The sequence below is a fragment of the Aminobacter ciceronei genome (genome assembly GCF_014138625.1).
Lineage (GTDB): Bacteria > Pseudomonadota > Alphaproteobacteria > Rhizobiales > Rhizobiaceae > Aminobacter > Aminobacter ciceronei.
Genome location: NZ_JACJHY010000006.1, coordinates 102912 through 125723, shown reverse-complemented (window position 1 = coordinate 125723; position 22812 = coordinate 102912). Strand labels below are relative to the sequence as shown.

Here is a 22812-nt window from a genome sequence, read left to right as displayed (position 1 = left end):
TGTCAACGACGCACCCGGCCGTCAAACTCGCGCACCGAGCCCTCGCCGCCGGTGATGATGCGTTGCGGATTGCGCTCCAGGTCGGAAATGGCCTGTTCGATGCGGCTGATCGAACGCCTGGAGTCCTGCACCAGCGCGTCGACGTCGCGCAGCCCCTGGCCGGAGAAGCGGGACAGGCCGTCCATGATCGTCGCGAGCCGCGAATTCAGCGTGTCGGCCACCTGCTTGAACGACTTCAAGGTGGCGCTGGCGTCCGACATGACGCCCTCCGCCTCGCCCGAGCCGAGCAGCTTGTCGACCTTGGCCATGACGCCGTCGACGCGCACCGAAGCGGCGTTGAGGCGCGACGCCAGCTGCTTGGCGTCCGTAATGATCTGGTCGATATCGTCGGCACGGTCGCCGAACTTTTCGGTGACCTTGGCGACGTCGGCCGCGGCCTGGTTGGCGCTTTCGCTGGCCTTGCGGATGTTGTCGAGCGATTCGCGCACGCTGGCCGCATCGACGCCATCGAGCACGCCATCGACCTTGGTCAGCGTCTGCTGCGTCTTCTGGGCGAAATCGTTGATCGAGGCGACCGCGGTGTTGACGCCCTTGACGATGCCGTCGAGCTGGTCGCTCTGGGCGCTCAGGTTCTTGGTGAACGTATCGACACTGGCGACGATGTTCTTGACCTTGTCGCGGTCGACCGACTTGAGCAGGCCTTCCGCCGCCTCGATCGTGCCGTCGAGCTTGCCCGACACCGCCGAAAGTTGCTCCGACAGCGCGCTCACGCTCGCCAGGAACTTGTCGACGCCATCGGCATTTCGCGCCAGCGACTCGGAGAATTTCTGGGCGTTGCCGACGGTCTCGGTCAGCGGCCCGCGGACGTCGTTGGTGAAGCCTTCCAGATTGTTCAACACGGCGTCGGCGCGCTTGAAGATGTCCTGCGCCGTCTGCAGCAGATTGGTCACGGCGGACGGATTGGCAACGATCTCGGCGATCTTGCCCTCCGCCTCGGCCTGGTCGAGCAGGTTGGGCTCCTTGATGTTGGCACCCTTGAGCTCGATATTGGCCTGTCCCGTCAGGCCGGCGAGGCCGATATCCGCCTGTGTCGACCGGGTGATCGGCGTCAGCTTGTCGATCTCGGCGTCGGCGATCGCCACCTGGGGATTGGAAATGTCGAGATAGACGCGCCGGACGTCGCCGACCTTGACGCCGTTGAACAGCACGAAGCTGCCCCTGGCCAGGCCCGACGCGGAGCCGGGAATACGGACTCGCAACGTTGCCGTCTCGCCGCGTTCACCGATTGCCGCCGTCCAATAGACGAACGCAAAGGCGGCCAGAACGGCAAACAGCGTGAAGATGCCGACAATGACGTAGTTTGCCCTGGTCTCCATCACATCATTCCATTCTATGCTCTTGCGGCAAGATCAAGCTGCCGCGCGCGTTTTCCGCGGAAATACGACCTTACCCACGGCTCTTCGCTCTTCAGCATGTCTTCAATCGTGCCTTCGACGAGCACCTTCTTGTTGCCCAGCACCGCAACCCGGTCGCAAACCGAAAACAGGCTGTCGAGATCGTGGGTGACCATGTAGACGGTGAGCCCCATCGTATCGCGCATCTTGCCGACCAATTCGTCGAACTCGGCCGCGCCGATGGGATCGAGACCCGACGTCGGCTCGTCGAGGAAGACGATGTCAGGGTCGAGCGCCAGCGCGCGCGCCAGTGCCGCGCGCTTGATCATGCCGCCGGACAGCTCGGAGGGAAACTTGCGGGCCGCGTCAGGCGGCAGGCCGACAAGCTCGATCTTGAGCATGGCGAGCTCGTCCATCAGCTGTTTCGGCAGGTCGAGATATTCGCGCATCGGCACCTGCACGTTTTCCAGCACGGTCAGCGCCGAAAACAGCGCGCCATGCTGGAACAGCATGCCGAGCCGCATGTCGATCCTGAGCCGCTCCTCCTCGCTGGCCTGCTCGAGATCGACGCCGAACAGCTCGATTGTGCCGGATTGCTTGCGGATCAGGCCTAGCACCGTGCGCAACAGCACAGACTTGCCGGCGCCCGACGCGCCGACGAAGCCGAGAATCTCGCCGCGCCTGATGTCGAGATCGAGATCTTCGAGAATGACCTTGTCGCCAAAGGCCACCGTCAGGTCGCGCACCGACAGCAACACCTCGCCCCTGGCGTCCTGGCTTTGGCTCTCCGCCTCGATAGTCTGTGTCCGGTTTGCCATGTCAGAAGTTGATCGCTGCGTAGAACATGGCAAACAGGCCATCGAGGATGATGACGACGAAGATGGCCTTGACCACCGACGCGGTGACGTGGCGGCCAAGCGATTCAGCGCTGCCGCCGACCTTCATGCCCTCGACGGAAGCGATGGTGCCGATGATGAGCGCCATGAACGGCGCCTTGATCAGCCCGGCGAAGATGGTGCTGAGGTCGATTGCCAGGCGCAGGCGGTCGATGAAGGCGGCAATCGGAATGTCCGAATAGAGCCATGCCGCCAGCATGCCGCCGCCAAGCGCTGCGAAATTGGCGATGATGGTGAGGCATGGAAGCGCAATGACCAGGGCAACGAGGCGCGGGAACACGAGCACGCCGATGGGATTGAGCCCGATGACCGTCAGCGCGTCGACCTCTTCGCGCATCTTCATCGAGCCGATCTCGGCGGTGATGGCGCTGCCCGAGCGGCCTGCGATCATGATCGCGGTCATCAGCACGCCGAGTTCGCGCAACACCAGCACACCGACCAAGTCGACGACGAAGATATCGGCGCCGAAATAGGCAAGCTGGTAGGCGCCCTGCTGGGCGACGATGGCGCCGACGATTGCCGACATCAGTACGACGACGGGAATGGCGCCGACGCCCATGCGGTCGATCTGGTTGAAGATGGCGGCCGGATTGACCGCATGGCCACGGCCGAGCTTCATCTGGGCGCCGCGAATTGTTGCGCCAAGGATGTTCATCGAGGACAGGAAGTCGTCGCGCATCTCGTAGACGCGGCGGCCTACAGCCTCAAGCATGCGCATGACGATGTTGGGCGGACCAGCCGGGGCAGATTCGCCCTCGCGCCGCACGGCCTCGCTGACGGCGCCCAGCAGGATCTTGGCCACCTCGCTGTGGCCTTCCATCCTGACCTCGACGCCCTTCTTCTCATTGGCGCTGACGAGCCTGTCGATGACCCAGGCGCCGGCGGTGTCGATCTTCTCGATGCCGCCGAGGTCGAGCGCCAGGGTCTTGTAGCCCTTGCGGGCTTCGATATTGCGCATCTCGGCGTCGACGAAGGCAACGGTGCGGGTGGTCCAGATCCCGGTGAACACACAGGCGAGCACGCCTTCACGCTCCGCCACAGCAACCTGCGGTCGGTGATCTCGGCCGTCGGCTGCCCCGCCGCTTGCTTCCCGTTTGCCGATGGTCAACATGGCACACTACTTAACGCGTCGGCTGCGGCATGTCGATTTTCGCAGCCGCGCCAAGCAGTTGAACGGAGCAGATTTTCATGACGCGTGTCCTTTCGGTCGTTGACGAGCGTTTTCCCATCGCCGGAACGTTCACCATCTCACGCGGTTCCAAGACCGAAGCCGAGGTCATCACCTGCGAAATCGCCGAATCAGGCGTCATCGGACGCGGCGAGTGCGTGCCCTACAAGCGTTATGGCGAGACCATGGCTGGCGTGGCTGAGGCGATCGAACAGGCGCGCCACGCCATCGAGGACGGTGCTTCGCGCACCGACCTTCTGACGCTGATGTCAGCCGGTGCAGCGCGCAACGCCGTCGACTGCGCGCTCTGGGACCTGGAAGCGAAGTTGAGCGGCGTGCCGGTCAAGGACAGGCTCGGCATTGCTGCGCCGCTGGCGCTCGAGACCGCCTACACGCTGTCGCTCGGCGAACCCGAGACTATGGCAGCCCAGGCCCGCGCCAACGCGGCGCGGCCGTTGCTCAAGGTCAAGATCGGCGGCGACAACGACATCGCCCGCATCCGCGCGGTCACCGAAGCCGCCCCCGACAGCCGCATCATCCTCGACGCCAATGAAGGCTGGACCGATGCCAACATCGCCGAGAACCTTGCCGCTGCCGCCCAGCTCGGCATCGCGCTTATCGAACAGCCGCTGCCCGCCGGCGCCGACCAGATCCTCGGCCGCATCCCACATCCTGTGCCGATCTGCGCCGACGAGAGCGTCCACATCGCCGCCGATCTCGCCGAGCTCAAGGGCCGCTACGACGCCGTCAACATCAAGCTCGACAAGTCGGGTGGGCTGACGGCAGCACTCGAACTGCGCGACCAGGCCCGCACGCTCGGGTTCCAGGTGATGGTCGGCTGCATGGTCGGCACTTCGCTCGCCATGGCGCCTGCGGTGCTGCTCGCCCAGGGCGCCGAGTTCGTCGACCTCGACGGCCCGCTGCTCCTGGCGCGCGACCGTTCGCCGGGGCTTGTCTACGAGGGTTCAATGGTGTCGCCGCCCCTGCCCGAACTTTGGGGCTGAGCGGGATGCAAGCAGTACAAGCACGATGGCGCAGGCGGCGACCGCCGCCATGAAATAGAAGCCGTCGACGCCGAAGCGCTGGTAGAGCGGACCGGACAGCAGCGTCACGATCGCCATCGACATGCCGTTGGCGAAATAGGCAACACCCTGGGCAGCGCCCGTGCGCTCTTCCGGAACCGACTCGGCGATCAGCTTCTGCACGCCAATCAGAACCAGCGCTGTCGACACTGCGTGCAGGCTCTGGACGGCAAAGAAGCCAGGTACACCCAGGCCGAGCGGCCAGATCAACGGGTATGCTACCCAGCGGACGATAGCGCCTGCGCCCGCCAGAACGAGCACCAGTGCCGTCGATCTGTTGCCGAACAGCCGCGTGAAAAACATGAACATGACGATTTCGGCCGCCACGCCCCAGCTCCACAGCAACCCGACGATCGTCTCGTTGATGCCGAGCGACTTCCAGTAGATCGACACGAAGCCATAGAGAAAGCCGTGGCTGCCGATGATGACGCCGGTGCCGCCGGCCATCAGCAGGAAATAGCGGTTGAACAGCTTTGGCGCCGCCTGCATGTCGGTCGCCGAGAGCGGTGAGGCCTTGCGCGGTCGGCCAAGGCGCGGTGAGATGAACGACATCAGGAAGCAGCCGAGCAGGCCGATCGAGATGATCGCCGGCACCGTGTCCGCACCGGTCAGCGACAGGATGAAGCCTGCGCCAAGGCTGCCGGCGAGAAAGGCGATCGACCCCCAGATGCGCATGGCGGCATAGTCCGATCCGAAGCGGCGGACACCTGAGAGCGCAAGCGAATCGGCTATCGGCGAATGCGGCGTCCACACCACCGCCAGCGCCAGCGAGACGGCCAAGACGATGAGGTAGGTCGGCTCGAGGAAGTAGCCGAGCGACAGAAGCAAGGACGATGCAGCCAGGAAGATGAAGACGTTGGCGCGGTCCTTGGCACGATCGGCCATGGCCGCGATCAATGGAGTTGTGATGACGCGCAGGAACATTGGCGCCGACAGCACGATAGCGATCTGCTCGGGATCGAACCCCTTGGCTTCGAGCCACAGCGGAAAATACGGCAGATGCACGCCCATCGGCACGAAAAGCGCTGCGAAAAGCAGGGAGATTCGCAGTTCAAAGCGTCGTGGCTTGACCTGCTGCTCTGGCGTGAGTGGCGGTAATGTCATGGTGGGTAAGTGTGTCCGGGCGCGACCCGAACCAACCAAGCCTCACCGATTTGCCTGATCCCTTACCATGGGCGGCCACGCCACGAAAGCCAACGGGGCCGAGCATTTACCCAAAGCTTGGGCCAGTTGCCACGGCCTTATCGGCCAAGGCGCGGCATGGCCTGCGCTTCCATCGGCAAGTGGTGCGCGCCGAGCCGCCGTGCCCGTCTTAGCAGCGTCTCGGCAACGCGCGGCGCGGCAATTGCCGCATGACCTGGTCCATCCCGCCATGGGCGCGAGGCATATCTGGAGCTGCACATCGATGTCGTTCCGTTCAGGCGGCTGCTTTGTCGGCGCGCTGATCGACGACCATCGGCACGAAGGGTTCGTTGACCAGCTTGCCCGCCAGCACGTGCGGCCAGTGCAGGATGACGAAGCTGCCATCAAAATCCTCGGCGACCGCCGTGCAGTTTTCGACCCAGTCGCCGGTGTTGATGTACTGGATGCCGTCGAAATTCTCGATCGTCGGATGGTGGATGTGGCCGCAGATGACGCCGTCCACGTCCGAACGCCGCGCTTCCTCGGTCAGCACGTCCTGAAAGGCGCCGATGAAGTTGACGGCCTTCTTGACCCGGACCTTGGCCCAGGACGAAAACGACCAGTATGGCATGCCGAAGGTGCGGCGGAAGCGCGCCACCAGCCGGTTCATCGCCATCGCCGCGTCATAGGCGAAGTCGCCGAGATAGGCGAGCCAGCGGGCGTTCTGCACCACCGCGTCGAACTGATCGCCATGGATGACCAGGAAACGCTTGCCGTCGGCCGCCTCGTGGATGGCCCGATCGGCAACGACGATGCCGCCGAAATGCACGCCCTGGAAATTGCGGGCGAACTCGTCATGATTGCCGGCGATGTAGGTGATTTCGGTGCCCTTGCGCGCCTGGCGCAGCAATTTCTGGACGACGTCGTTGTGTGTCTGCGGCCAATGCCAGGACCGGCGCAGGCGCCAACCATCGACAATATCGCCGACGAGGAAGATCTTCTCGGCCTCGTGGTGACGCAGGAAGTCGATCAGGAAATCGGCCTTCGCTCCCTTCGATCCCAGATGCACATCTGAGATGAACAGCGTGCGAAAATTGCGTGTGCTCGTGCCGGACATGGCAATCGACCCGTTGCTTTTGCCGTGGCTATGCCCAGATTCATGCAACAGCCGTATGACGGTTGCGGCTTTGGCCGGGCAGTTCTAGGCTGGGTCATCACCGACAGGAGAACGATCATGGATCTCGGCATCAGCGGGAAGAAGGCAATCGTCTGCGCCTCGAGCAAGGGCCTTGGCAAGGGCTGCGCGATGGCGCTGGCCGAAGCCGGCTGTGAGCTGTTCCTCAACGGCCGCGACGCCGGCATCCTGAACCGCACGGCAACCGAAATTCGTCAACGCTACGGCGTGCCGGTCACCGAAATCGTCGGCGACATCTCCGATCCGGCGATCCAGAAGACCCTGCTCGCCGCCTGCCCTGACCCCGACATTCTGGTCAACAACAATGGCGGTCCGCCCTACCGTGACTTCCGAGAGCTCGACCGCGAGAAGATCCTTGCCGGCGTCACCAACAACATGGTCACGCCCATCGAGTTGATCAAAGCTGTCATCGACGGCATGGCGGCGCGTGGCTTCGGCCGCATCGTCAACATCACCTCGTTGTCGGTCTACACGCCCATCCCCGGCCTCGACCTGTCCTCCGGCGCCCGCGCCGGCCTGACAGCCTTCCTGGCAGGCGTTGCGCGCACTGTCGCCGACCGCAACGTCACCATCAACAACATGCTGCCCGGCAAGCTCGACACCGACCGCCTGCGCGGCCCGCACGAGCCCGGCAGCATCGAGGATCCGGCGGAAGGTGATGCGCGCCGCGCCCGCCTCAGCGCCGGCATACCAGCCGGCCGCCTCGGTACGCCGGAAGAATTCGGCCAGATCTGCGCCTTCCTGTGCTCGACCCATGCAGGCTACATGACCGGCCAGAACATTCCTGTCGACGGCGGGCTTTACGTGAGCTCATTCTAGGCTCTCGGCGGCACGAACCTATCCCAAAGGCAGCCAACAGCGCGTCGCAAGGACGCGCTGTTTCAGCCAAGCCTCACAAAAGACCGAATCAATCTCTCAACCGCCACCCGCAAGTCGCTGGAATGATTGCAGTTCCGGCGCTTGAAAGTGATTCAACGTCCATTTGGCCGTTGAAGCCTCGAAAATCGTGCTGGCCGTGCTAATAACGGCCTTTGCTGTTGGATTCTGAAGGAGCGGGACATGGCTGGGGAAGACAAGAAGAAGGAAGCACTGTCCGATCTGGATCAGGCCGCGCTCTTCTTCCACAAGCACCCCATTCCCGGCAAGCTCGAGATTCAGGCGACCAAGCCGCTCGGCAACCAGCGCGACCTGGCGCTGGCCTATTCGCCCGGCGTCGCCGCCCCTTGCCTCGCCATCAAGGATGATCCCGAGACCGCCGCCGACTATACCGGCCGCGCCAATCTGGTCGCCGTGATTTCCAATGGCACAGCCGTGCTCGGTCTCGGCAATATCGGCCCGCTGGCATCCAAGCCGGTGATGGAAGGCAAGGCCGTTCTGTTCAAGAAATTCGCCGGCATCGACGTTTTCGACATCGAGATCGACGCGCCCGAGATCGGGCAGATGGTGAGCACGATCGCGGCACTCGAACCGACCTTCGGCGGCATCAACCTCGAGGACATCAAGGCCCCAGAGTGCTTCGAAGTCGAGGAGCAGCTCAAGGCCAAGATGCGCATCCCGGTCTTCCATGACGACCAGCACGGCACCGCGATCATCGTCGCGGCCGCCGTTCTCAACGGCCTGGAACTCGCCGGCAAGAAAATCGAGGACGTCAAGATCGTCACCTCGGGCGCAGGTGCCGCGGCACTCGCCTGCCTCAACCTGCTGGTGTCGCTCGGCGCCAAGGTCGAGAACATCTGGGTCACCGACCGTTTCGGCGTCGCCCACAAGGGCCGCGTCGAGGAGATGGACCGCTGGAAGGACCCATACGTCAAGGACACCAACGCGCGCGTCCTGGCTGATGTCATCGGCGGCGCAGACGTCTTCCTCGGCCTGTCGGCAGCCGGTGTGCTGAAGCCGGAACTGCTGTCGGAGATGGCGGACAAGCCGCTGATCCTGGCGCTGGCCAACCCGAATCCCGAGATCATGCCGGAAGTGGCGCGTGCCGCCCGTCCCGACGCGATGATCTGCACCGGACGCTCTGATTTCCCGAACCAGGTCAACAACGTCCTGTGCTTCCCCTACATCTTCCGCGGCGCGCTCGATTGCGGCGCGCGTGCCATCAATGAAGAAATGAAGATGGCTGCCGTGCGCGCAATTGCTGCGCTCGCGCGCGAAGAACCTTCCGACGTCGCGGCGCGCGCCTATTCCGGCGAGACGCCGACCTTCGGCCCCGACTTCCTGATCCCCTCGCCCTTCGACCCCAGGCTGATCCTCAGGATCGCGCCTGCCGTTGCCAAGGCGGCCTGCGAAACCGGCGTGGCGACCCGCCCGATCGCCGACTTCAACGCCTATGTCGACAAGCTCAGCCGCTTCGTCTTCCGCTCCGGCCTGGTGATGAAGCCGATCTTCTCCAACGCCAAGCAGGCAACATCCAAGCGTGTCATCTACGCCGACGGCGAAGACGAGCGCGTGCTGCGCGCCGCCCAGGTGGTGCTGGAGGAAGGGCTGGCCAAGCCGATCCTGATCGGGCGTCCGCATGTCATCGAGGTCCGCATCAAGCGCTACGGTCTGCGCATCCGGCCGGCTGTCGACTTCGACATCATCAATCCCGAGGATGATCCACGCTACCGTCACTATGTCGACCACCTGATCGACCTCGGCGGCCGCCAGGGCATCACGCCCGAGGCGGCGCGCACCATGGTGCGCACCAACAACACGGTCATAGCGGCGATTGCGCTGAAGCGCGGCGATGCCGATGCCATGATCTGCGGCCTGGAAGGCCGTTTTGAGCGGCACCTGCGCAACGTCACGCTGATCGTCGGCGCCCGCGACGGCGTCAAGGATCGCGATCTGTCGGCGCTGTCGATGCTGATCTCGCAGCGCGGCGTGCTGTTCTTCACCGACACCTACGTGACCGTCGACCCGACTGCCGAAGAGATCGCCGAGATGACGATGCTGGCGGCCGACGAGATCCGTCGTTTCGGCATCGAGCCCAAGGCGGCCTTGCTGTCGCATTCGAATTTCGGCTCCCGCGACTCGCAAAGCGCCCAGAAGATGCGGGCGGCGGCGGCGATCCTGAAGCGCATCGCGCCGGAACTAGCCAGCGACGGCGAAATGCATGGCGATTCCGCCCTGTCGGAAGTGCTGCGCCAGCGCGTCTATCCGCATTCGACGCTGAAGGGCGAAGCCAACCTGCTGGTCTTCCCCAATCTCGACGCCGCAAACATCGCGCTGACCACAGTCAAGACGATGATGGACGCGCTGCATGTCGGGCCGATCCTGCTCGGCACCGCCCAGCCGGCACACATCCTGACGCCTTCTGTTACCTCGCGCGGCATCGTCAACATGACGGCACTCGCCGTCGTCGAAGCGTCGCAGCGCGCAAGTGCTGCGTCCTGATCGGGCACGGGTTAGCCGTTTCCAAAGAAACGGTTAACCTCGTCGGCGCTAGGGTTCGAGCCGAGGCATGTTCCGCGCGTCGCGCGGCAGGTCGATGGAAAGCGGGATGTTCGGGCGCGGCAGAAGCAAATTCCCGGTAAAGCGGCCAGCCATCGCCTTGCTGGCCGCGGTCGCCGTGTCGTTGCTGACCACCGGATCTGCATTCGCCGTGTCGGCGGAATGCCTGGAACTCGAGGTCCAGTTGGCCAACTTGCCGACGCGGGAGAGCGGGAGCTTCATCCAGCCGGATGAATTCGCCGCCGCTGCCACCACCCAGCAAGACCAGATCGACCTCGCCCGCATCAGGGCTTCCGACCTTGGCTGCGACAGGGCGATCTCGGGCGACGTCATCGCTCAGTGCGCCGCGCTGAATGCCAAGATCGCTGAGATGCAGGACAATCTCGGCAAGCTCGACAGCCAGACCGCGCAACCGAACAGGAACGTCCGGCGCGAGCGCATCCGCATCCTTGATGCGATGCAATTCGCGGGTTGCAACGACCAGGGCGAGAAGACGGAAGAAGGCGCAGGCAACGATCCCGCGACGGAGCAAGCCGGCGCGATCGTCATCCGCGGCGGCGAGGCGACCAGCCTGAGCTTCAATGAAAGCTATCCGCAGCACATCGTCATCGGCCGCAGCCAGCAACAAGGCTTGGGCGAATACCGTACCTTGTGCGTGCGCACCTGCGACGGATACTTCTTCCCGATGTCGAATGCAGCCGATGTCTCGGATTTCCAGCGCGACGAGAAGAATTGCGAAGCCAGCTGCCCTGGAACCGAGATCGAGCTGTTTTATCACCTCAATGCCGGCCAGCCACAGGAGAGCATGGTTTCAGCCCGCTCCGGCCAGCCCTACCGCAATCTTGCGACAGCCTATCGCTACAAGCGCCTCGACCTGCCGCGCGTTCCGGCCTGCGGCTGCAATGTCAGCCTGGACAGGAATTTTTCGGTCATCGCCGGCGAAGGACGCCCGGTACCGAGCACCCCGCAGGCCAGGCCGGTGGAGGAGCCGCAGGCGCCGGTGGTGCCTCGTCCGGCACCAGATCCCAACCGCAAGGTCAGGGCCGTCGGGCCAACGTTCCTTCCCGACCCACAAGCGGCAACAGATCTGCGAGTTCCGGGCCCGACTCAAGACCGGTGAGCGCCAGCCTGAGCGGCATGAACAGCGCCTTGCCCTTGCGGCCGGTCGCTTTCTTCACCTTGGCCGTCCAGTCCTTCCAGACATTGCCGTCCCACGGCTCTTCGGGCAGAAGGTCGAGCGCCTGACCAACGAATTCGCGGTCCTCGTCGGCGATCTCGACAGCCGGCTGCGGCCCTTCGCGCAGGATGCGCCACCACGCCACGGCGTCCTGGAGCCTGTCAAGATTGCCGCGAACGGCCATCCAGAACGCTTCGGCATGGTTGCCGCTGACACCGAGCACCATCAGGCGATCACGCACCTCGTCAAAGGACATGTGGTGCAGCAGCGCCCGATTGAGCACCACCAGTTCCTCAGGATCGAACTTCGCCGCCGATTTCGAGGTCGCGGCCGGATCGAACTTTTCGGCAAGGTCGCGAAGGTTGGGCACCGCGGTGACATTCTCCGACGTGCCGACAAGCACGGCGAGCGAGGCAACCGACATCGGTTCGATGCCGCCGTCGCGCAGGCTCTCGATCGACAGCGCACCTGTGCGCTTGGACAGGCCCTCGCCGGAAGCCGTCGTCAGCAGATTGTGGTGACCGAAAACAGGAGGCTCGGCGCCGAGCGCGCGGAACAGCGCGATCTGAACACCGGTGTTGGTGACATGGTCGTCGCCACGGATGACGTGGGTGATCTCCATCTCGATATCGTCGACAACCGATGGCAGCGTGTAGAGATAGGTTCCGTCCTCGCGCACCAGCACCGGATCGGACAGCGACGCCAGATCGACAGTCTCCTCGCCGCGCACGATGTCGGTCCAATGGACGTCGGTGCGCTGGGTCTCGAACGGATCGGAGACGAAATTGGGCAGCAGGAAACGCCAGTGCGGTCTGCGCCCGTCATGTTCGTAGGACAGGCGCTCGGCATCGGTGAGCTTCAGCGCCTCGCGGCCATAGACCGGCGGCAGGCCGCGCGTCCGCCGCACCTTGCGGCGCAGGTCGAGCTCCTCGGGCGTCTCATAGCAGGGATAGAGCACGCCTGATGCCTTGAGCTTGTCGACGGCGGCGTCGTAGCTGGCAAAGCGGCGCGACTGGTATTCGGTCTGGTCGGGAAAGATGCCGAGCCAGTGCAGGTCGTAGAGAATGGAGTCTGCGAATTCCTGGCGCGAGCGCTCGACATCGGTGTCGTCGAAGCGCTGGACAAACCGCCCCTTGTGCTTGAGGGCGAAGAGCCAATTGAACAAGGCGGTGCGCGCATTGCCGATGTGGATGCGGCCGGTGGGCGAAGGGGCGAAGCGAACTGTAACTGTCATGATCGGGGCGTAGCGGATGGCTTTTGCGTTGACAAGGCGGCGCCCCCGCACCTCTGCACCAGAAATAAAGCAACCAGAGCGCGAATGGAAGCCGACCAATGGGGCTACATCTTCTTGCGGGCCGCTTCAGCATGACGAACGGGCCGCGATCTCTCGCGGCCCGCTCCAGATCTAGACGAGCCCTTTGGTGAGCTCCAGCGCCTGGCGTTCGAACAGGCGGCGGTAGATGCCGCCTTCGCGGCGTACCAGCGCCTCGTGCCGGCCCTCCTCGACGATCTCTCCGCGATCGAAGACGAGCAGCCGATCGAGCGCCCTCACCGTCGACAACCGGTGCGCGATGATCAGCGTCGTGCGCCCGACCATCAGGCGCTCCATCGCCTGCTGGATCAGCACCTCCGATTCCGAATCGAGGCTGGATGTCGCCTCGTCGAGAATCAGGATCGGCGCATCGGCCAGGAAGGCACGGGCAATCGCCACGCGCTGGCGCTCGCCGCCCGACAGCTTGACGCCACGCTCACCGACCAGCGTGCCATAACCCTTGGGCAGACGCTGGATGAATTCGTGCGCGCTGGCGAGCTTTGCCGCGCGCTCGATATCGGCCTGCGTCGCGCCCGGCCTGCTGTAGGCGATGTTCTCGGCCAGCGAGCGGTGGAACAGGATCGGCTCCTGCTGCACGATCGCGATCTGCGAACGCAGCGACGACTGTGTCGCCTTGGCGATGTCCTGCCCGTCGATGGTGATCTTGCCGCCGCCGACATCGTACAGCCGCTGGATCAGCTTGACGAAGGTCGTCTTGCCCGAACCGGAATGGCCGACGAGACCGACGCGCTCGCCTGGTTTGATCGACACCGAGAAGTCCCGGTAGAGCGGGTTCGCATGCGTGCCGTAGTGGAACGTCACATGCTTGAACTCGATGCCGCCGTCGCCGATCTGGATCGGCTTGGCGCCAGGCCGATCGGCCACACCGAGAGGCTGGCCCTGGATGTCGACGAGTTCCTCCATGTCATTGACCGAACGCTGCAGGTTGCGGATGTGCATGCCGACATCGCGCAGATAGCCTTGGAGCAGGAAGAACGAGGTCAGCACGAAGGCGATATCGCCTGCGCTGGCCTGCCCGCTTGACCACAGGAAAAGGGCGAAGCCGATGATCGCGGCGCGCAGCAGAACCAGCGTGATGTTCTGCGACGTACCGTTGATCGTTCCGCGCATCCAGGTGCGCCCCGTGCGGTGACGCCACTTGGCGATCACCTTGGCGAGACGCCCTTCCTCACGCTCCTCGGCGCCAAAGGCCTTGACCACCGAATTGCAGCTGACGGCGTCGGCCAAGGAGCCGCCGAGACGCGTGTCCCAGCTGTTGGCAAGGCTGGCCGCCGGGGCGACGAAACCGAGCGACATCACCACCGTCTGGGTAATGAAGATCAGCGAGCCCACGGCAATGATCAGGCCCATCATCGGCCAGTGCCATCCCAGCAGGATGGTCGAGCCGACAAGCATCACGAAGGACGGCAGCAGCGCCACCAGCAGCGTGTCGTTGAGCAGGTCGAGCGCCCACATGCCGCGCGTCACCTTGCGCACCGTCGAGCCGGCGAAGCTGTTGGCGTGCCAGTCGGTCGAGAAGCGCTGGACGCGGTGGAACGCATCCTGGGCGATGTCGGACATCATCTTGAGCGTCAACTCGATGATGCCGGCAAAGGCGATGTGGCGGAACACCAGCGAGCCAGTGGCAAGTGCCAGCAAGGTGAAGAACGCGGCGAGCGCCGCATTCCATGCCACCTCGTCAGTCGCCGCGCTACTGGCGACGGCGTCGATCAGCCGGCCCGAATAGAGCGGCGTCAACACGTCGGCCATCGTCGAAATGAGCACGGCCGCCGAGATAACGACGAGCCGGGCCGGTTGGCGTTGCCAGTGCCTGAAAGTGAAACCCAGAACGCTGCGGAAAGCGCCGCCGCGCAGGTCGATACGAAAACGAGCCATGATGCGTTGAGGCGCCGAAACCCGACGCCACCCCTGGAAAAAAGATGTTCAAAGGCGCGACGAATAATTCTTGCTGAATCAGGAAGTCGCGGTACGGCAGCGTCAGATAAAAGGGACGCCGAAGGTGGTTCGCGAGGTCAACGACCTCGGCGTGAACCCCGGGAGGACATGTCATATTCTGGCATTCAGACCTCCCTGTTAGTGGCCGCGAAGAATTTGCTTATATCGAAGCATTTTTGCTTAGCCAACCCCCGCGCTGGACCGAAGCCTGTTGTGCCAGTTTCGCAGGCATCATTGGGTGGCACTTGCGCAACAGATAAGTCCATGCTTATCTCATTTCCATGAACGAATCCGAGATATTCCGCGCCCTGTCCGATCCCACCCGCCGTGCCGTACTGGACCGACTGACGGCAGGCGAGAAAAACGCGACGGAACTACGCCAGGGGCTGGAGATTTCACAGCCAGCGATCTCACAGCACATCGCCGTGCTGCGCGGCGCAGGCTTGATCAAGGAAGCGCGTGCCGGCCGGCATGTGAACTACAGCGTCAACCCCGACGGGCTGCGGCCGCTTTTCGACTGGCTCACCCGCTATCGCAGCTTCTGGCCGGAACGTGTCGAGAGGCTGAAGACACTGCTCAAGGAGATGGACCAATGACGGACGCCCAAAGGCAGGAAGAGACAGACGACACCATCGTCGTCGAATGCGAACTGGAAGCGACGCCTGAAAAGGTCTGGCGCGCGCTGACGGTACCGGAGTTCGTCGCAACCTGGCTCGATGTGCCGGCGGCCGACAAGGTCACCGCTGATACGACCGGCCCGGCCTACCGCATCATCGAGGCTCTGCCGTTCTCGCGCGTTCGCTACGCCTGGAACGACGCAACGGTGAGCGAACCCGAAACGGTCGTGACTTTCGACCTCGAAGCGCAGCCGGACGGCGGCACGTGGTTCCGCCTGACCCATAGCGTCGAGACGGCCAGGACCATTGCTTCGCCGGCGAATTCGAACAGCCCGCCGCTGATGCGCGCCGCCGCCTAAGCCCAAACAGTCTCCATTGATGAAAGGAAATTCGCGCATGCGCGACACGATGCAACTCGTCCCTATGGTGGTGGAACAATCGCCGCGCGGCGAACGCTCCTTCGACATTTTTTCCCGGCTGCTGCGCGAGCGGATCGTCTTCCTCAATGGCGAGGTCGACGACAATTCGGCCTCGCTGATCTGCGCGCAGCTGCTGTTCCTTGAGTCGGAAAACCCTACCCGCGAAATCTCGTTCTACATCAACTCCCCGGGCGGCGTGGTCACCAGCGGCTTTGCCATCTATGACACGATGCAGTTCATCCGCTGCCCCGTATCTACTTTGTGCATGGGCACGGCGGGCTCGATGGGCTCGTTCCTGCTGATGGCCGGCGCACCCGGCAGGCGCATCGCCCTGCCCAATGCGAGCGTAATCCTGCACCAGCCCTCCGGCGGCTTCCGTGGCCAAGCCTCCGACATCGAGCGCCATGCCGAAGACATCATCAAGCTCAAGCGGCGCATGACCAGGCTCTATGCCGAGCATTGCGGGCGCACCGAGGAAGAAGTGGCGCGCGTGCTCGACCGCGATTACTTCTTCACGGCGGAGGAAGCCAGGGATTGGGGTATCGTCGACCACGTCTATGACCGCCGCGAGACCGTGGAGAGCATATCCGGGAAGTAGTCGGCTAAACGCCAACCACGGCTGGTGCCGGCTGAACATGGCTTCGCGCGCGGATCCGCCGCGAAGCCAACAGCAGAACAAAGGAAATGGCCAAGCAGTAGACCGCCATCGCCACGATCTGGCCGGGGTAGCTGACGCCGCCGTCGATCAGGAACCCGGTCAGGCCCGGCCCGATTGCCGAGGCGAACACGCCGGCAGAAACGATCAGCGCCCTGATCGAGCCAAGGTGCCTGAGGCCATAGACTTCGGGCCATATGGCACCGAACAGCGTCGTCGACAGGCCATTCGAGATGCCGAGCAGCGCCATGAAGCCGAAGGCGCTCCACTGCGCGTCGACAAGGCCCAGCACCAGGCAGGCCAGCCCCAGAGGCAAGAGCACGAAGGGCAGCAGCGAGACGCCGGAAAAGCGGTCGATGAGCTGGCCGACGACAAGCGTGAAGGCGGCGTTGACCACCGCCGTCACCAGAAAGGATGAGGCAAAGACCTCGAGCGACCAGCCACGCAATTCCACCAGATAGACCTGGTGGAAGAACAAGGTCGTCACGATCAGCCCCGGCGCCATGACGCCGAGCAGCAGCACGTAGAAGATCGGATCGCGAACCACCTCGGCGCGCGTCCAGTCGCGCGCGTCGATCTGGCGTGCCACGGGATCGGACGAGCGCGGCTTACGGTCCACGGCGACAAGCAGCACGATCGCCGGCAGGGCGATGAAGGCAATCATTGCTGCCGCAAGCAGCCAGCCGTTGCGCCAGCCAACGGAGGCGGCGATCAGCACGAAACCCATCGGGATGATAGCGTCGCCGGCGTTGTGGCCGAGGATGACGGTCGACAGCGCGCGCCCCCTTTGCGCCGAAAACCAGCGCGCGGTTGCGGTGTAGGCGGTGTGCACCATCATGCCCTGGCCAAACAGCCGCAGCAGATAGATGGCGACGAACAGGATGACGAGGTGTTGCGACAGTGCCATCGATGCACTCGCCAGCGCCAGCATCGGCACGATGAACAACGCCACCTTCTGTGCGCTGTAGCGATCGACGATCTGGCCGAGCCGCGGCAGGCTCAAGGCGCTGGCCAGCGTGGCGACCATGTAAAGCGTGCCGAACTCGCCATGGGACAGCCCATAATCGCGACGGATGTCACCGGCCGACAGCGCGATGAACGAGGTCATGCCGAAGGTCGAAAAGAAGGTGAGCAGGAACCCGCCGGCCAGCCAGCGCGGATTGTCCCGAACGAAGGAGATGTAGGACACGCCTCTGGTCTATCCTTGGGCTGCCGGCTGCCTCGACAGGCGCATGTACATGCCGTCAGTCGAGGTCACGAAGCCGAATTGTTCATAGAGGCTGTGCGCGTCCGAGGTTCTGAGCGAGAAGCCGGTCACGCTCGCAAGCTCAGGATGGTCGATGAGCGCTTGGATCAGCTTCTTGCCGATGCCGAGGCCGCGCCGCTCAGGCCAGACGATGACGTCGGCGACATAGGCAAAGCAGGCATAGTCGGTGATGGCGCGGGCGAAACCGACCTGCTCGCCGTCGATATAAGCGCCCAGGCACAGCGAATTGTCGAAGGCCCGGCGATGGATGTCGTCGGTCCGGCCCTCGCCCCAATAGCTCGCCTTGATGACGTCCGACGTCTTGTCGAAGTCGATGCGCGACACGTCGAAACTGATCTCGACCTCGGTCATGAACCCTCCGGTCTGCTGGCGGTTTTCAGTTCAGTTCCAGCGACTTAGCCACGATCCCTGAATCTGTTCGTGATCGGGTAGCGGCGGTCGCGGCCGAAATTCTTCCTGGTGATCTTCACCCCGGGTGCTGCCTGCCGCCTCTTGTATTCGGCGATGTAGAGCAGGTGCTCTATCTTGTGGACCGTATCGCGATCATGACCGCGGGAGACGATGTCGTCGACGCCCATCTCGTTCTCGACCAGGCATTCGAGGATGTCGTCGAGCACCGGATAGGGCGGCAGCGAATCCTGGTCGGTCTGGTTGGGCCTGAGTTCCGCAGACGGCGCCTTGTCGATGATGTTTTTCGGAATGACCTCGCCCGAGGGGCCGAGCGCGCCCGGCGGCACATGCGTGTTGCGCCAGCGCGACAGCGCATAGACCTGCATCTTGTAGAGGTCCTTGATCGGATTGAAGCCGCCATTCATGTCGCCATAGAGCGTGGCATAGCCGACCGACATCTCGCTCTTGTTGCCGGTCGTCACCACCATCGAGCCGAACTTGTTGGACACCGCCATCAGGATCGTGCCGCGGGCGCGGCTCTGCAGGTTCTCTTCGGTGATGCCTTCCTTGGTGCCCTCGAACAGCTGCGTCAGCGCATGCGAGAAACCGTCGACCGGCTCATGGATGGGCACGATGTCGTAACGGCAGCCGAGCGCCCGGGCGCAATCCTCGGCGTCCTTGAGCGAATCCTTCGAGGTATAGCGATAAGGCATCATGATCGCCCTGAGCCGCTCCTCGCCGAGCGCGTCGACGGCGAGTGCCGCGCAGATCGCCGAATCGATGCCGCCGGAAAGGCCAAGCACGACGTTCTTGAAGCCGTTCTTGTTGACGTAGTCGCGCAGGCCCAGCAGGCAGGCGCGATAATCGGCCTCCTCGCGCTCGGGGATTTTCGACATTGGCCCTTCGACGCAGGCCCAGCCTTCGTCGCCGCGCTTCCAGGTTGTCATCGCCACCGTCTCTTCGAACTGGCTCATCTGGAACGCCAGCGAATGGTCGGCGTTGATGGCGAAGGAGGCGCCGTCGAAGACGAGTTCGTCCTGCCCGCCGAGCTGGTTGGCATAGAGCAGCGGCAGGCCGCTCTCGATCACCTGACGGATCGCCACCTGATGGCGCACGTCCATCTTGGCGCGATAATAGGGTGAGCCGTTGGGCACGAGCAGGATTTCAGCACCACTCTCGGCCAGCGTCTCGCAGACGCCGAGCTCACCCCAGATGTCCTCGCAGATCGGGATACCGATGCGAACGCCACGGAAATTGATCGGACCCGGCATGTCGGGACCGGGCTGGAACACACGCTTTTCGTCAAACTCGCCATAGTTGGGCAGGTCGACCTTGAAGCGCTCGGCAACGATCTTGCCGCCATCGGCAACGACGACCGCGTTGTGCACGCCGCTCTTGCGCTTGAGCGGCACGCCGATGATGACGCCGGGGCCATTGTCCGATGTGTCCTTGGCGAAATCTTCCGCCGCACGCTCGCAGGCAGCCAGGAAGGCCGGCTTGAGCACCAGGTCCTCCGGCGGATAACCGGCGAGGAAAAGTTCGGTGAACAACACCAGATCGGCACCCTGTCGCGCCGCGTCCGCCCTCGCCTCGCGCGCCTTGGCGAGATTGCCGTTGATGTCGCCGACCGTCGGGTTGAGCTGGGCAACGGCGATGCGCAGGATGTCGGGAGATTTTTTCGTCATGTCAGCGGTTTAGCCTGCGTTGTGAAGTCGGGCAATCGAGTTCGGTTGGGCCATCATTCGCCCATGTAGCTCGCCAGTTCCTCGGCTGGACGGTTGACGCCGATCGACATGGAGAGGATGCGCGAGATATGCGCCCGCGGCAGCTTGGTCGCCTTTGCCCATTCGTTGATCTGAGCCTGCACCTTGGCCTGATCCTTCGTGGAGGACGCTGCCTCGCCGATGTCGAGACCCGCGTCGCGCAGGGCCAGGATCATGTCTTGTGACAGGATGAACGTGTCCCAGCCCAGCCAGCGCAACAGATATTGACCGGTGTTGCCGCCGAGTCTGCTGCCGTGCTTGCCCAGATAGCCCGTCAGCCCGACCTGGTCGTCGGCCGGCCATGCCGCAAGGAACCTGCCGAAGCTGCCATGCTCCTGCGAGACGCGTTCGACGAAGGCGGCGTTGTCGCGCACCGAGCGGATCTTTTGCGGATTGCGCACGATGCGCTTGTCGGAGGCGAGGTCGTGCCAGAAGTCATCGGGCTGGAACAGAAGCCGCTTCGGCTCGAAATGAAGGAAAGCCTCCTCGAAGCCGGGCCATTTCTGCTCGATGACACGCCAGACGAAACCGGCGGCAAAAACACGCTCCGCCATCGTCGACAGGATCCGGTCGTCAGGGACCTTGGCAAGCGTCGTATTGTCGAACGCCGGCCCCAGCAGCGACTTCAGCACCGCATCGCCGCCCTTGCGCTCCTCAGCGCGCGCCCTGATCCTGGCGAAGTCCATCATTCCATTCCCCCGCAACCTCATCTTGGCGACATCGCCAGCCATCTTCATATAAGGATTCGTGGCTGCCAAGCAGCCGGTTGGAAAGCGGGGGCGTGCAAATGAACAAGACTGTGGCTGACCTTGCCGGAAGATGGCTGAAGCGCGCACCGGAGCATTTGAGCGAACTCGAGCACAAGGTCCTGCAGAGCGCGATTGATCGCAAACCGGTTTCCCTCAACGTCAATGACAGCGTCGCTCACAGCGAAAGCCGGGGCGAACGACTGGCGGACGGCATCGCCCGCGTCGGCGGCTCCTGGAGCTTCATCCTCGGCTTCCTGGGTTTCCTCGTCGTCTGGACGGTGCTCAATGCCTGGCTGCTGGGATTCGGCTCGTTCGATCCCTACCCATTCATCTTCCTCAATCTTGTGCTGTCGATGTTGGCGGCGATCCAGGCACCGATCATCATGATGTCGCAGAACCGGCAGGCCGAGCGCGACCGCATCGATGCCTCGCACGACTATGCCGTCAACCTGAAGGCCGAGATCGAGATCATGGCGCTGCACGAGAAACTTGATGAGATCCGCTTCCAGGAGATCATTCTGCTGCGCGAGCAGGTGCAGCAGCTGACTGTCCAGGTCCAGCGCATTGCCGACTCCTCCGCACCTCAGTCGCCCGCTCGATGATCGAAACCCTTCACCACCTCGTCGAGCGCTTCGGGCTTCTCGCCGTCTTCATCGGCTGCATGGCCGAAGGCGAGAGCTTTGCCATCCTCGGCGGCTTCTTCGCCCATCAGCGGTTTTTCGAACCGTGGAGCGCCTTTGCCGTGGCCGCGACAGGCGCCTTTCTCGGCGACACGCTGTTCTTCATCCTTGGACGGCGGTTCTCCAACCACAAATGGGTGCGATTGCTGCGCCGCAGGCCTGGCTTCAGCCATGCCTTCCGCCTGGTGCAGGCGCATCCCAACCTGTTCGTGCTCGGCAACCGCTACGTCTACGGCATGCGACTGGCCGGCGGTATCGCCGCAGGCCTGTCGCGCATCCCGGTCTCGCTGTTTCTGGCCCTCAACGGCCTGTCGGCGCTCGTCTGGGCCGGCATCTTCGTCAGCCTCGGCTACGTATTCGGCCTCGGTGCCGAGCACATCCTCGGCGACACGCTGAAGGCGCACCACCGGCTGTTTCTCGGACTTGGCATCGGCATCGCCGTGGCGCTGGGAACCTGGCTCCTGGCCCGCCACATCGCCCGCAGGCAGCCGAAGGATTAGTCCGAGCCCACCAGTTCCCGGTCGCCGCGATCGAGAATGAGCGGGATGATCAGGTCTTCCTCGTCATCCAGATGCCGCGTCAGCATGGCGACAAGCCGCGCATTCTCGTCGGCATAGGCGTCGGCGGCAAAGCGTTGCTTGTCCTCATTTTCCTGCAGCGCCTGGATGAACGCGTTGGCCGAGTCTGCATTGCGCTCCAGCGCCTCATGGATCAGGTGATGGTCGGCGTCGAGGATCTCGAAGCCTCGCTTCAGCCGGCTTTCAGCCTTGGCGAAGACAGGAAAATAGTGATGGTCCTCGACATTGTGGTGGCCATCGAGATTGCCGAGGAAATGGTTCAGCCGCGGCGCGAACCAGCGGGCGAATTGCTGCGCGTCCATGCGGCCCTCGCGATAATCGCCAATTCCTGCGGTCAGCATGCCGCCCAGCTCGCGGAACATGTCGTGACGCTGCAGCCACATCGAGGCCATGCCATGGACGTTGTCGTGGGCGCGCCAGTCCTCGCGCGGATACTTGGCGACGAGCCAACGCAGGTCCTCCGGCAGGCCGGCGCGCGTCTCGAGGTGGATATCGGCCTTGTCAGCCATGTCGGTCTCCTTTGGTAACCGACATGTAGGTACGCGACCTTCAGATCGGAAGCCCGGCCAGGCGCTCGGCGATGGCGTAGACCCAGACGCCCAGCACGATGACGATCGAGATCAGCACGGCGAGCGAGCCGCAGTCCTTGGCAAGTTGGATGTCGATGTTGAATTCGCGGCTGACGGCGTCGCACGCCGCCTCGATGCCGGTGTTCAGCACCTCGACTGTGATCAGGAACAGGATCGATCCGATCAGCAGCGCGTAGCCGCCCCAGGTGCCTGCCACGAACCAGCCGATCGGCAGGGCTGCGACGAGCAGCATGATTTCCTGCTGAAATGCCGCCTCGGAGCGGATCAGTCGCGAGAATGCCCGCACCGAGTTCTGGAAAGCCTTGACCAGCCGCTCCATGGAATGCCCTTTCAGTTCGATCGAAGCGGCATCATTTAGCGGCTCGAC

Annotated in this window: 22 protein-coding genes; 9 read left to right on the top strand and 13 right to left on the bottom strand. The window is 63.6% G+C overall.

Annotation, left to right across the window (positions count from 1 at the left end; translation table 11 throughout):
* Positions 1–2: 2 nt before the first annotated feature.
* From HNQ95_RS08530 to HNQ95_RS08520, 3 genes are read right to left on the bottom strand one after another with little or no spacing between them, the layout of a single operon-like run.
* The gene (locus HNQ95_RS08530) at positions 3–1376 is read right to left on the bottom strand and encodes an MlaD family protein (RefSeq protein ID WP_067962533.1); all 1374 of its coding nucleotides are present in this window, start codon (positions 1374–1376) and stop codon (positions 3–5) included.
* A 14-nt stretch (positions 1377–1390) separates the two neighbouring features.
* Positions 1391–2212 carry an ABC transporter ATP-binding protein gene (locus HNQ95_RS08525; RefSeq protein WP_067962536.1) on the bottom strand — a complete coding sequence of 274 codons (822 nt, stop codon included), beginning with the start codon at positions 2210–2212 and terminating at the stop codon, positions 1391–1393.
* A gap of 1 nt (position 2213) precedes the next feature.
* Positions 2214–3401 carry an ABC transporter permease gene (locus tag HNQ95_RS08520; RefSeq protein WP_067962538.1) on the bottom strand — a complete coding sequence of 396 codons (1188 nt, stop codon included), beginning with the start codon at positions 3399–3401 and terminating at the stop codon, positions 2214–2216.
* Between the two features lie 77 nt (positions 3402–3478).
* Here HNQ95_RS08520 and dgcA point away from each other — a divergent pair, with 77 nt between their 5' ends.
* Positions 3479–4462 carry an N-acetyl-D-Glu racemase DgcA gene (dgcA, locus tag HNQ95_RS08515; protein ID WP_067962540.1) on the top strand — a complete coding sequence of 328 codons (984 nt, stop codon included), beginning with the start codon at positions 3479–3481 and terminating at the stop codon, positions 4460–4462.
* Here dgcA and HNQ95_RS08510 read toward each other — a convergent pair.
* Both HNQ95_RS08510 and HNQ95_RS08505 read right to left on the bottom strand, forming a co-directional pair.
* Complete coding sequence (locus tag HNQ95_RS08510; RefSeq protein WP_067962542.1) at positions 4424–5644, bottom strand: MFS transporter; 1221 nt, start codon at positions 5642–5644, stop codon at positions 4424–4426. The genes dgcA and HNQ95_RS08510 overlap by 39 nt on opposite strands.
* Before the next feature lie 313 nt (positions 5645–5957).
* Entirely contained in the window at positions 5958–6779 is an 822-nt protein-coding gene (locus HNQ95_RS08505) for a UDP-2,3-diacylglucosamine diphosphatase (RefSeq protein ID WP_182573859.1), read from the bottom strand.
* Between the two features lie 117 nt (positions 6780–6896).
* On the opposite strand from HNQ95_RS08505, the gene HNQ95_RS08500 reads away from it, so the two are divergent.
* The 3 genes from HNQ95_RS08500 to HNQ95_RS08490 all read left to right on the top strand — a co-directional run bounded on the left by HNQ95_RS08500 (position 6897) and on the right by HNQ95_RS08490 (position 11412).
* Positions 6897–7676: an SDR family oxidoreductase gene (locus HNQ95_RS08500; protein WP_067962544.1), complete on the top strand. Its 780-nt coding sequence runs from the start codon at positions 6897–6899 to the stop codon at positions 7674–7676.
* Between the two features lie 240 nt (positions 7677–7916).
* Entirely contained in the window at positions 7917–10235 is a 2319-nt protein-coding gene (locus HNQ95_RS08495; protein WP_067962553.1) for an NADP-dependent malic enzyme, read from the top strand.
* Between the two features lie 106 nt (positions 10236–10341).
* Positions 10342–11412, top strand: coding sequence for a DUF2865 domain-containing protein (locus HNQ95_RS08490; RefSeq protein ID WP_182585782.1), 1071 nt, complete (start codon positions 10342–10344; stop codon positions 11410–11412).
* Here HNQ95_RS08490 and gltX read toward each other — a convergent pair.
* Both gltX and HNQ95_RS08480 read right to left on the bottom strand, forming a co-directional pair.
* Positions 11330–12703: a glutamate--tRNA ligase gene (gltX, locus tag HNQ95_RS08485; protein ID WP_067966637.1), complete on the bottom strand. Its 1374-nt coding sequence runs from the start codon at positions 12701–12703 to the stop codon at positions 11330–11332. The two genes, HNQ95_RS08490 and gltX, sit on opposite strands and share 83 nt — an antisense overlap.
* 171 nt (positions 12704–12874) lie before the next feature.
* A complete protein-coding gene (locus HNQ95_RS08480) occupies positions 12875–14677 on the bottom strand; it encodes an ABC transporter ATP-binding protein (RefSeq protein ID WP_067962561.1) in 1803 nt (600 codons plus the stop codon).
* Between the two features lie 341 nt (positions 14678–15018).
* On the opposite strand from HNQ95_RS08480, the gene HNQ95_RS08475 reads away from it, so the two are divergent.
* From HNQ95_RS08475 to HNQ95_RS08465, 3 genes are read left to right on the top strand one after another with little or no spacing between them, the layout of a single operon-like run.
* Positions 15019–15333: an ArsR/SmtB family transcription factor gene (locus HNQ95_RS08475; protein WP_067962565.1), complete on the top strand. Its 315-nt coding sequence runs from the start codon at positions 15019–15021 to the stop codon at positions 15331–15333.
* Entirely contained in the window at positions 15330–15713 is a 384-nt protein-coding gene (locus HNQ95_RS08470) for an SRPBCC family protein (protein WP_067962567.1), read from the top strand. Before HNQ95_RS08475 ends, HNQ95_RS08470 begins: the two co-directional genes overlap by 4 nt.
* Before the next feature lie 37 nt (positions 15714–15750).
* The gene (locus HNQ95_RS08465) at positions 15751–16371 is read left to right on the top strand and encodes an ATP-dependent Clp protease proteolytic subunit (protein ID WP_067962570.1); all 621 of its coding nucleotides are present in this window, start codon (positions 15751–15753) and stop codon (positions 16369–16371) included.
* A 4-nt stretch (positions 16372–16375) separates the two neighbouring features.
* On the opposite strand, the gene HNQ95_RS08460 is transcribed toward HNQ95_RS08465, so the two are convergent.
* The 4 genes from HNQ95_RS08460 to HNQ95_RS08445 are packed head-to-tail and all read right to left on the bottom strand — an operon-like array spanning position 16376 to position 20537.
* On the bottom strand, positions 16376–17617 hold the full coding sequence (locus HNQ95_RS08460) for an MFS transporter (RefSeq protein WP_182573858.1): 1242 nt from the start codon (positions 17615–17617) through the stop codon (positions 16376–16378).
* A 9-nt stretch (positions 17618–17626) separates the two neighbouring features.
* Entirely contained in the window at positions 17627–18046 is a 420-nt protein-coding gene (locus tag HNQ95_RS08455) for a GNAT family N-acetyltransferase (RefSeq protein WP_182573857.1), read from the bottom strand.
* A gap of 44 nt (positions 18047–18090) precedes the next feature.
* Positions 18091–19770 carry an NAD+ synthase gene (locus HNQ95_RS08450; RefSeq protein ID WP_067962580.1) on the bottom strand — a complete coding sequence of 560 codons (1680 nt, stop codon included), beginning with the start codon at positions 19768–19770 and terminating at the stop codon, positions 18091–18093.
* A gap of 53 nt (positions 19771–19823) precedes the next feature.
* Positions 19824–20537 (bottom strand): DNA-3-methyladenine glycosylase I, encoded by a 714-nt coding sequence (locus HNQ95_RS08445; RefSeq protein WP_182573856.1) that lies wholly within the window; start codon positions 20535–20537, stop codon positions 19824–19826.
* 98 nt (positions 20538–20635) lie between these two features.
* Here HNQ95_RS08445 and HNQ95_RS08440 point away from each other — a divergent pair, with 98 nt between their 5' ends.
* Entirely contained in the window at positions 20636–21199 is a 564-nt protein-coding gene (locus HNQ95_RS08440) for a DUF1003 domain-containing protein (RefSeq protein ID WP_182573855.1), read from the top strand.
* Positions 21196–21777, top strand: a complete 582-nt coding sequence (locus tag HNQ95_RS08435; protein WP_067962584.1) for a DedA family protein — start codon at positions 21196–21198, stop codon at positions 21775–21777. The genes HNQ95_RS08440 and HNQ95_RS08435 overlap by 4 nt, the downstream gene beginning before the upstream one ends.
* On the opposite strand, the gene HNQ95_RS08430 is transcribed toward HNQ95_RS08435, so the two are convergent.
* Together HNQ95_RS08430 and HNQ95_RS08425 are read right to left on the bottom strand one after the other, a co-directional pair.
* Positions 21774–22364 carry a hemerythrin domain-containing protein gene (locus HNQ95_RS08430; protein WP_182573854.1) on the bottom strand — a complete coding sequence of 197 codons (591 nt, stop codon included), beginning with the start codon at positions 22362–22364 and terminating at the stop codon, positions 21774–21776. The two genes, HNQ95_RS08435 and HNQ95_RS08430, sit on opposite strands and share 4 nt — an antisense overlap.
* Before the next feature lie 40 nt (positions 22365–22404).
* Positions 22405–22764, bottom strand: a complete 360-nt coding sequence (locus HNQ95_RS08425) for a diacylglycerol kinase (protein WP_067962590.1) — start codon at positions 22762–22764, stop codon at positions 22405–22407.
* Positions 22765–22812: the final 48 nt, after the last annotated feature.

Bases quoted from the DNA above. Each gene is read 5' to 3' on its own strand.
- HNQ95_RS08530 (WP_067962533.1), bottom strand. From the start codon at position 1,376: ATGGAGACCAGGGCAAACTACGTCATTGTCGGCATCTTCACGCTGTTT.
- HNQ95_RS08525 (WP_067962536.1), bottom strand. From the start codon at position 2,212: ATGGCAAACCGGACACAGACTATCGAGGCGGAGAGCCAAAGCCAGGAC.
- HNQ95_RS08520 (WP_067962538.1), bottom strand. From the start codon at position 3,401: ATGTTGACCATCGGCAAACGGGAAGCAAGCGGCGGGGCAGCCGACGGC.
- dgcA (WP_067962540.1), top strand. From the start codon at position 3,479: ATGACGCGTGTCCTTTCGGTCGTTGACGAGCGTTTTCCCATCGCCGGA.
- HNQ95_RS08510 (WP_067962542.1), bottom strand. From the start codon at position 5,644: ATGACATTACCGCCACTCACGCCAGAGCAGCAGGTCAAGCCACGACGC.
- HNQ95_RS08505 (WP_182573859.1), bottom strand. From the start codon at position 6,779: ATGTCCGGCACGAGCACACGCAATTTTCGCACGCTGTTCATCTCAGAT.
- HNQ95_RS08500 (WP_067962544.1), top strand. From the start codon at position 6,897: ATGGATCTCGGCATCAGCGGGAAGAAGGCAATCGTCTGCGCCTCGAGC.
- HNQ95_RS08495 (WP_067962553.1), top strand. From the start codon at position 7,917: ATGGCTGGGGAAGACAAGAAGAAGGAAGCACTGTCCGATCTGGATCAG.
- HNQ95_RS08490 (WP_182585782.1), top strand. From the start codon at position 10,342: ATGTTCGGGCGCGGCAGAAGCAAATTCCCGGTAAAGCGGCCAGCCATC.
- gltX (WP_067966637.1), bottom strand. From the start codon at position 12,703: ATGACAGTTACAGTTCGCTTCGCCCCTTCGCCCACCGGCCGCATCCAC.
- HNQ95_RS08480 (WP_067962561.1), bottom strand. From the start codon at position 14,677: ATGGCTCGTTTTCGTATCGACCTGCGCGGCGGCGCTTTCCGCAGCGTT.
- HNQ95_RS08475 (WP_067962565.1), top strand. From the start codon at position 15,019: ATGAACGAATCCGAGATATTCCGCGCCCTGTCCGATCCCACCCGCCGT.
- HNQ95_RS08470 (WP_067962567.1), top strand. From the start codon at position 15,330: ATGACGGACGCCCAAAGGCAGGAAGAGACAGACGACACCATCGTCGTC.
- HNQ95_RS08465 (WP_067962570.1), top strand. From the start codon at position 15,751: ATGCGCGACACGATGCAACTCGTCCCTATGGTGGTGGAACAATCGCCG.
- HNQ95_RS08455 (WP_182573857.1), bottom strand. From the start codon at position 18,046: ATGACCGAGGTCGAGATCAGTTTCGACGTGTCGCGCATCGACTTCGAC.
- HNQ95_RS08450 (WP_067962580.1), bottom strand. From the start codon at position 19,770: ATGACGAAAAAATCTCCCGACATCCTGCGCATCGCCGTTGCCCAGCTC.
- HNQ95_RS08445 (WP_182573856.1), bottom strand. From the start codon at position 20,537: ATGATGGACTTCGCCAGGATCAGGGCGCGCGCTGAGGAGCGCAAGGGC.
- HNQ95_RS08440 (WP_182573855.1), top strand. From the start codon at position 20,636: ATGAACAAGACTGTGGCTGACCTTGCCGGAAGATGGCTGAAGCGCGCA.
- HNQ95_RS08435 (WP_067962584.1), top strand. From the start codon at position 21,196: ATGATCGAAACCCTTCACCACCTCGTCGAGCGCTTCGGGCTTCTCGCC.
- HNQ95_RS08430 (WP_182573854.1), bottom strand. From the start codon at position 22,364: ATGGCTGACAAGGCCGATATCCACCTCGAGACGCGCGCCGGCCTGCCG.
- HNQ95_RS08425 (WP_067962590.1), bottom strand. From the start codon at position 22,764: ATGGAGCGGCTGGTCAAGGCTTTCCAGAACTCGGTGCGGGCATTCTCG.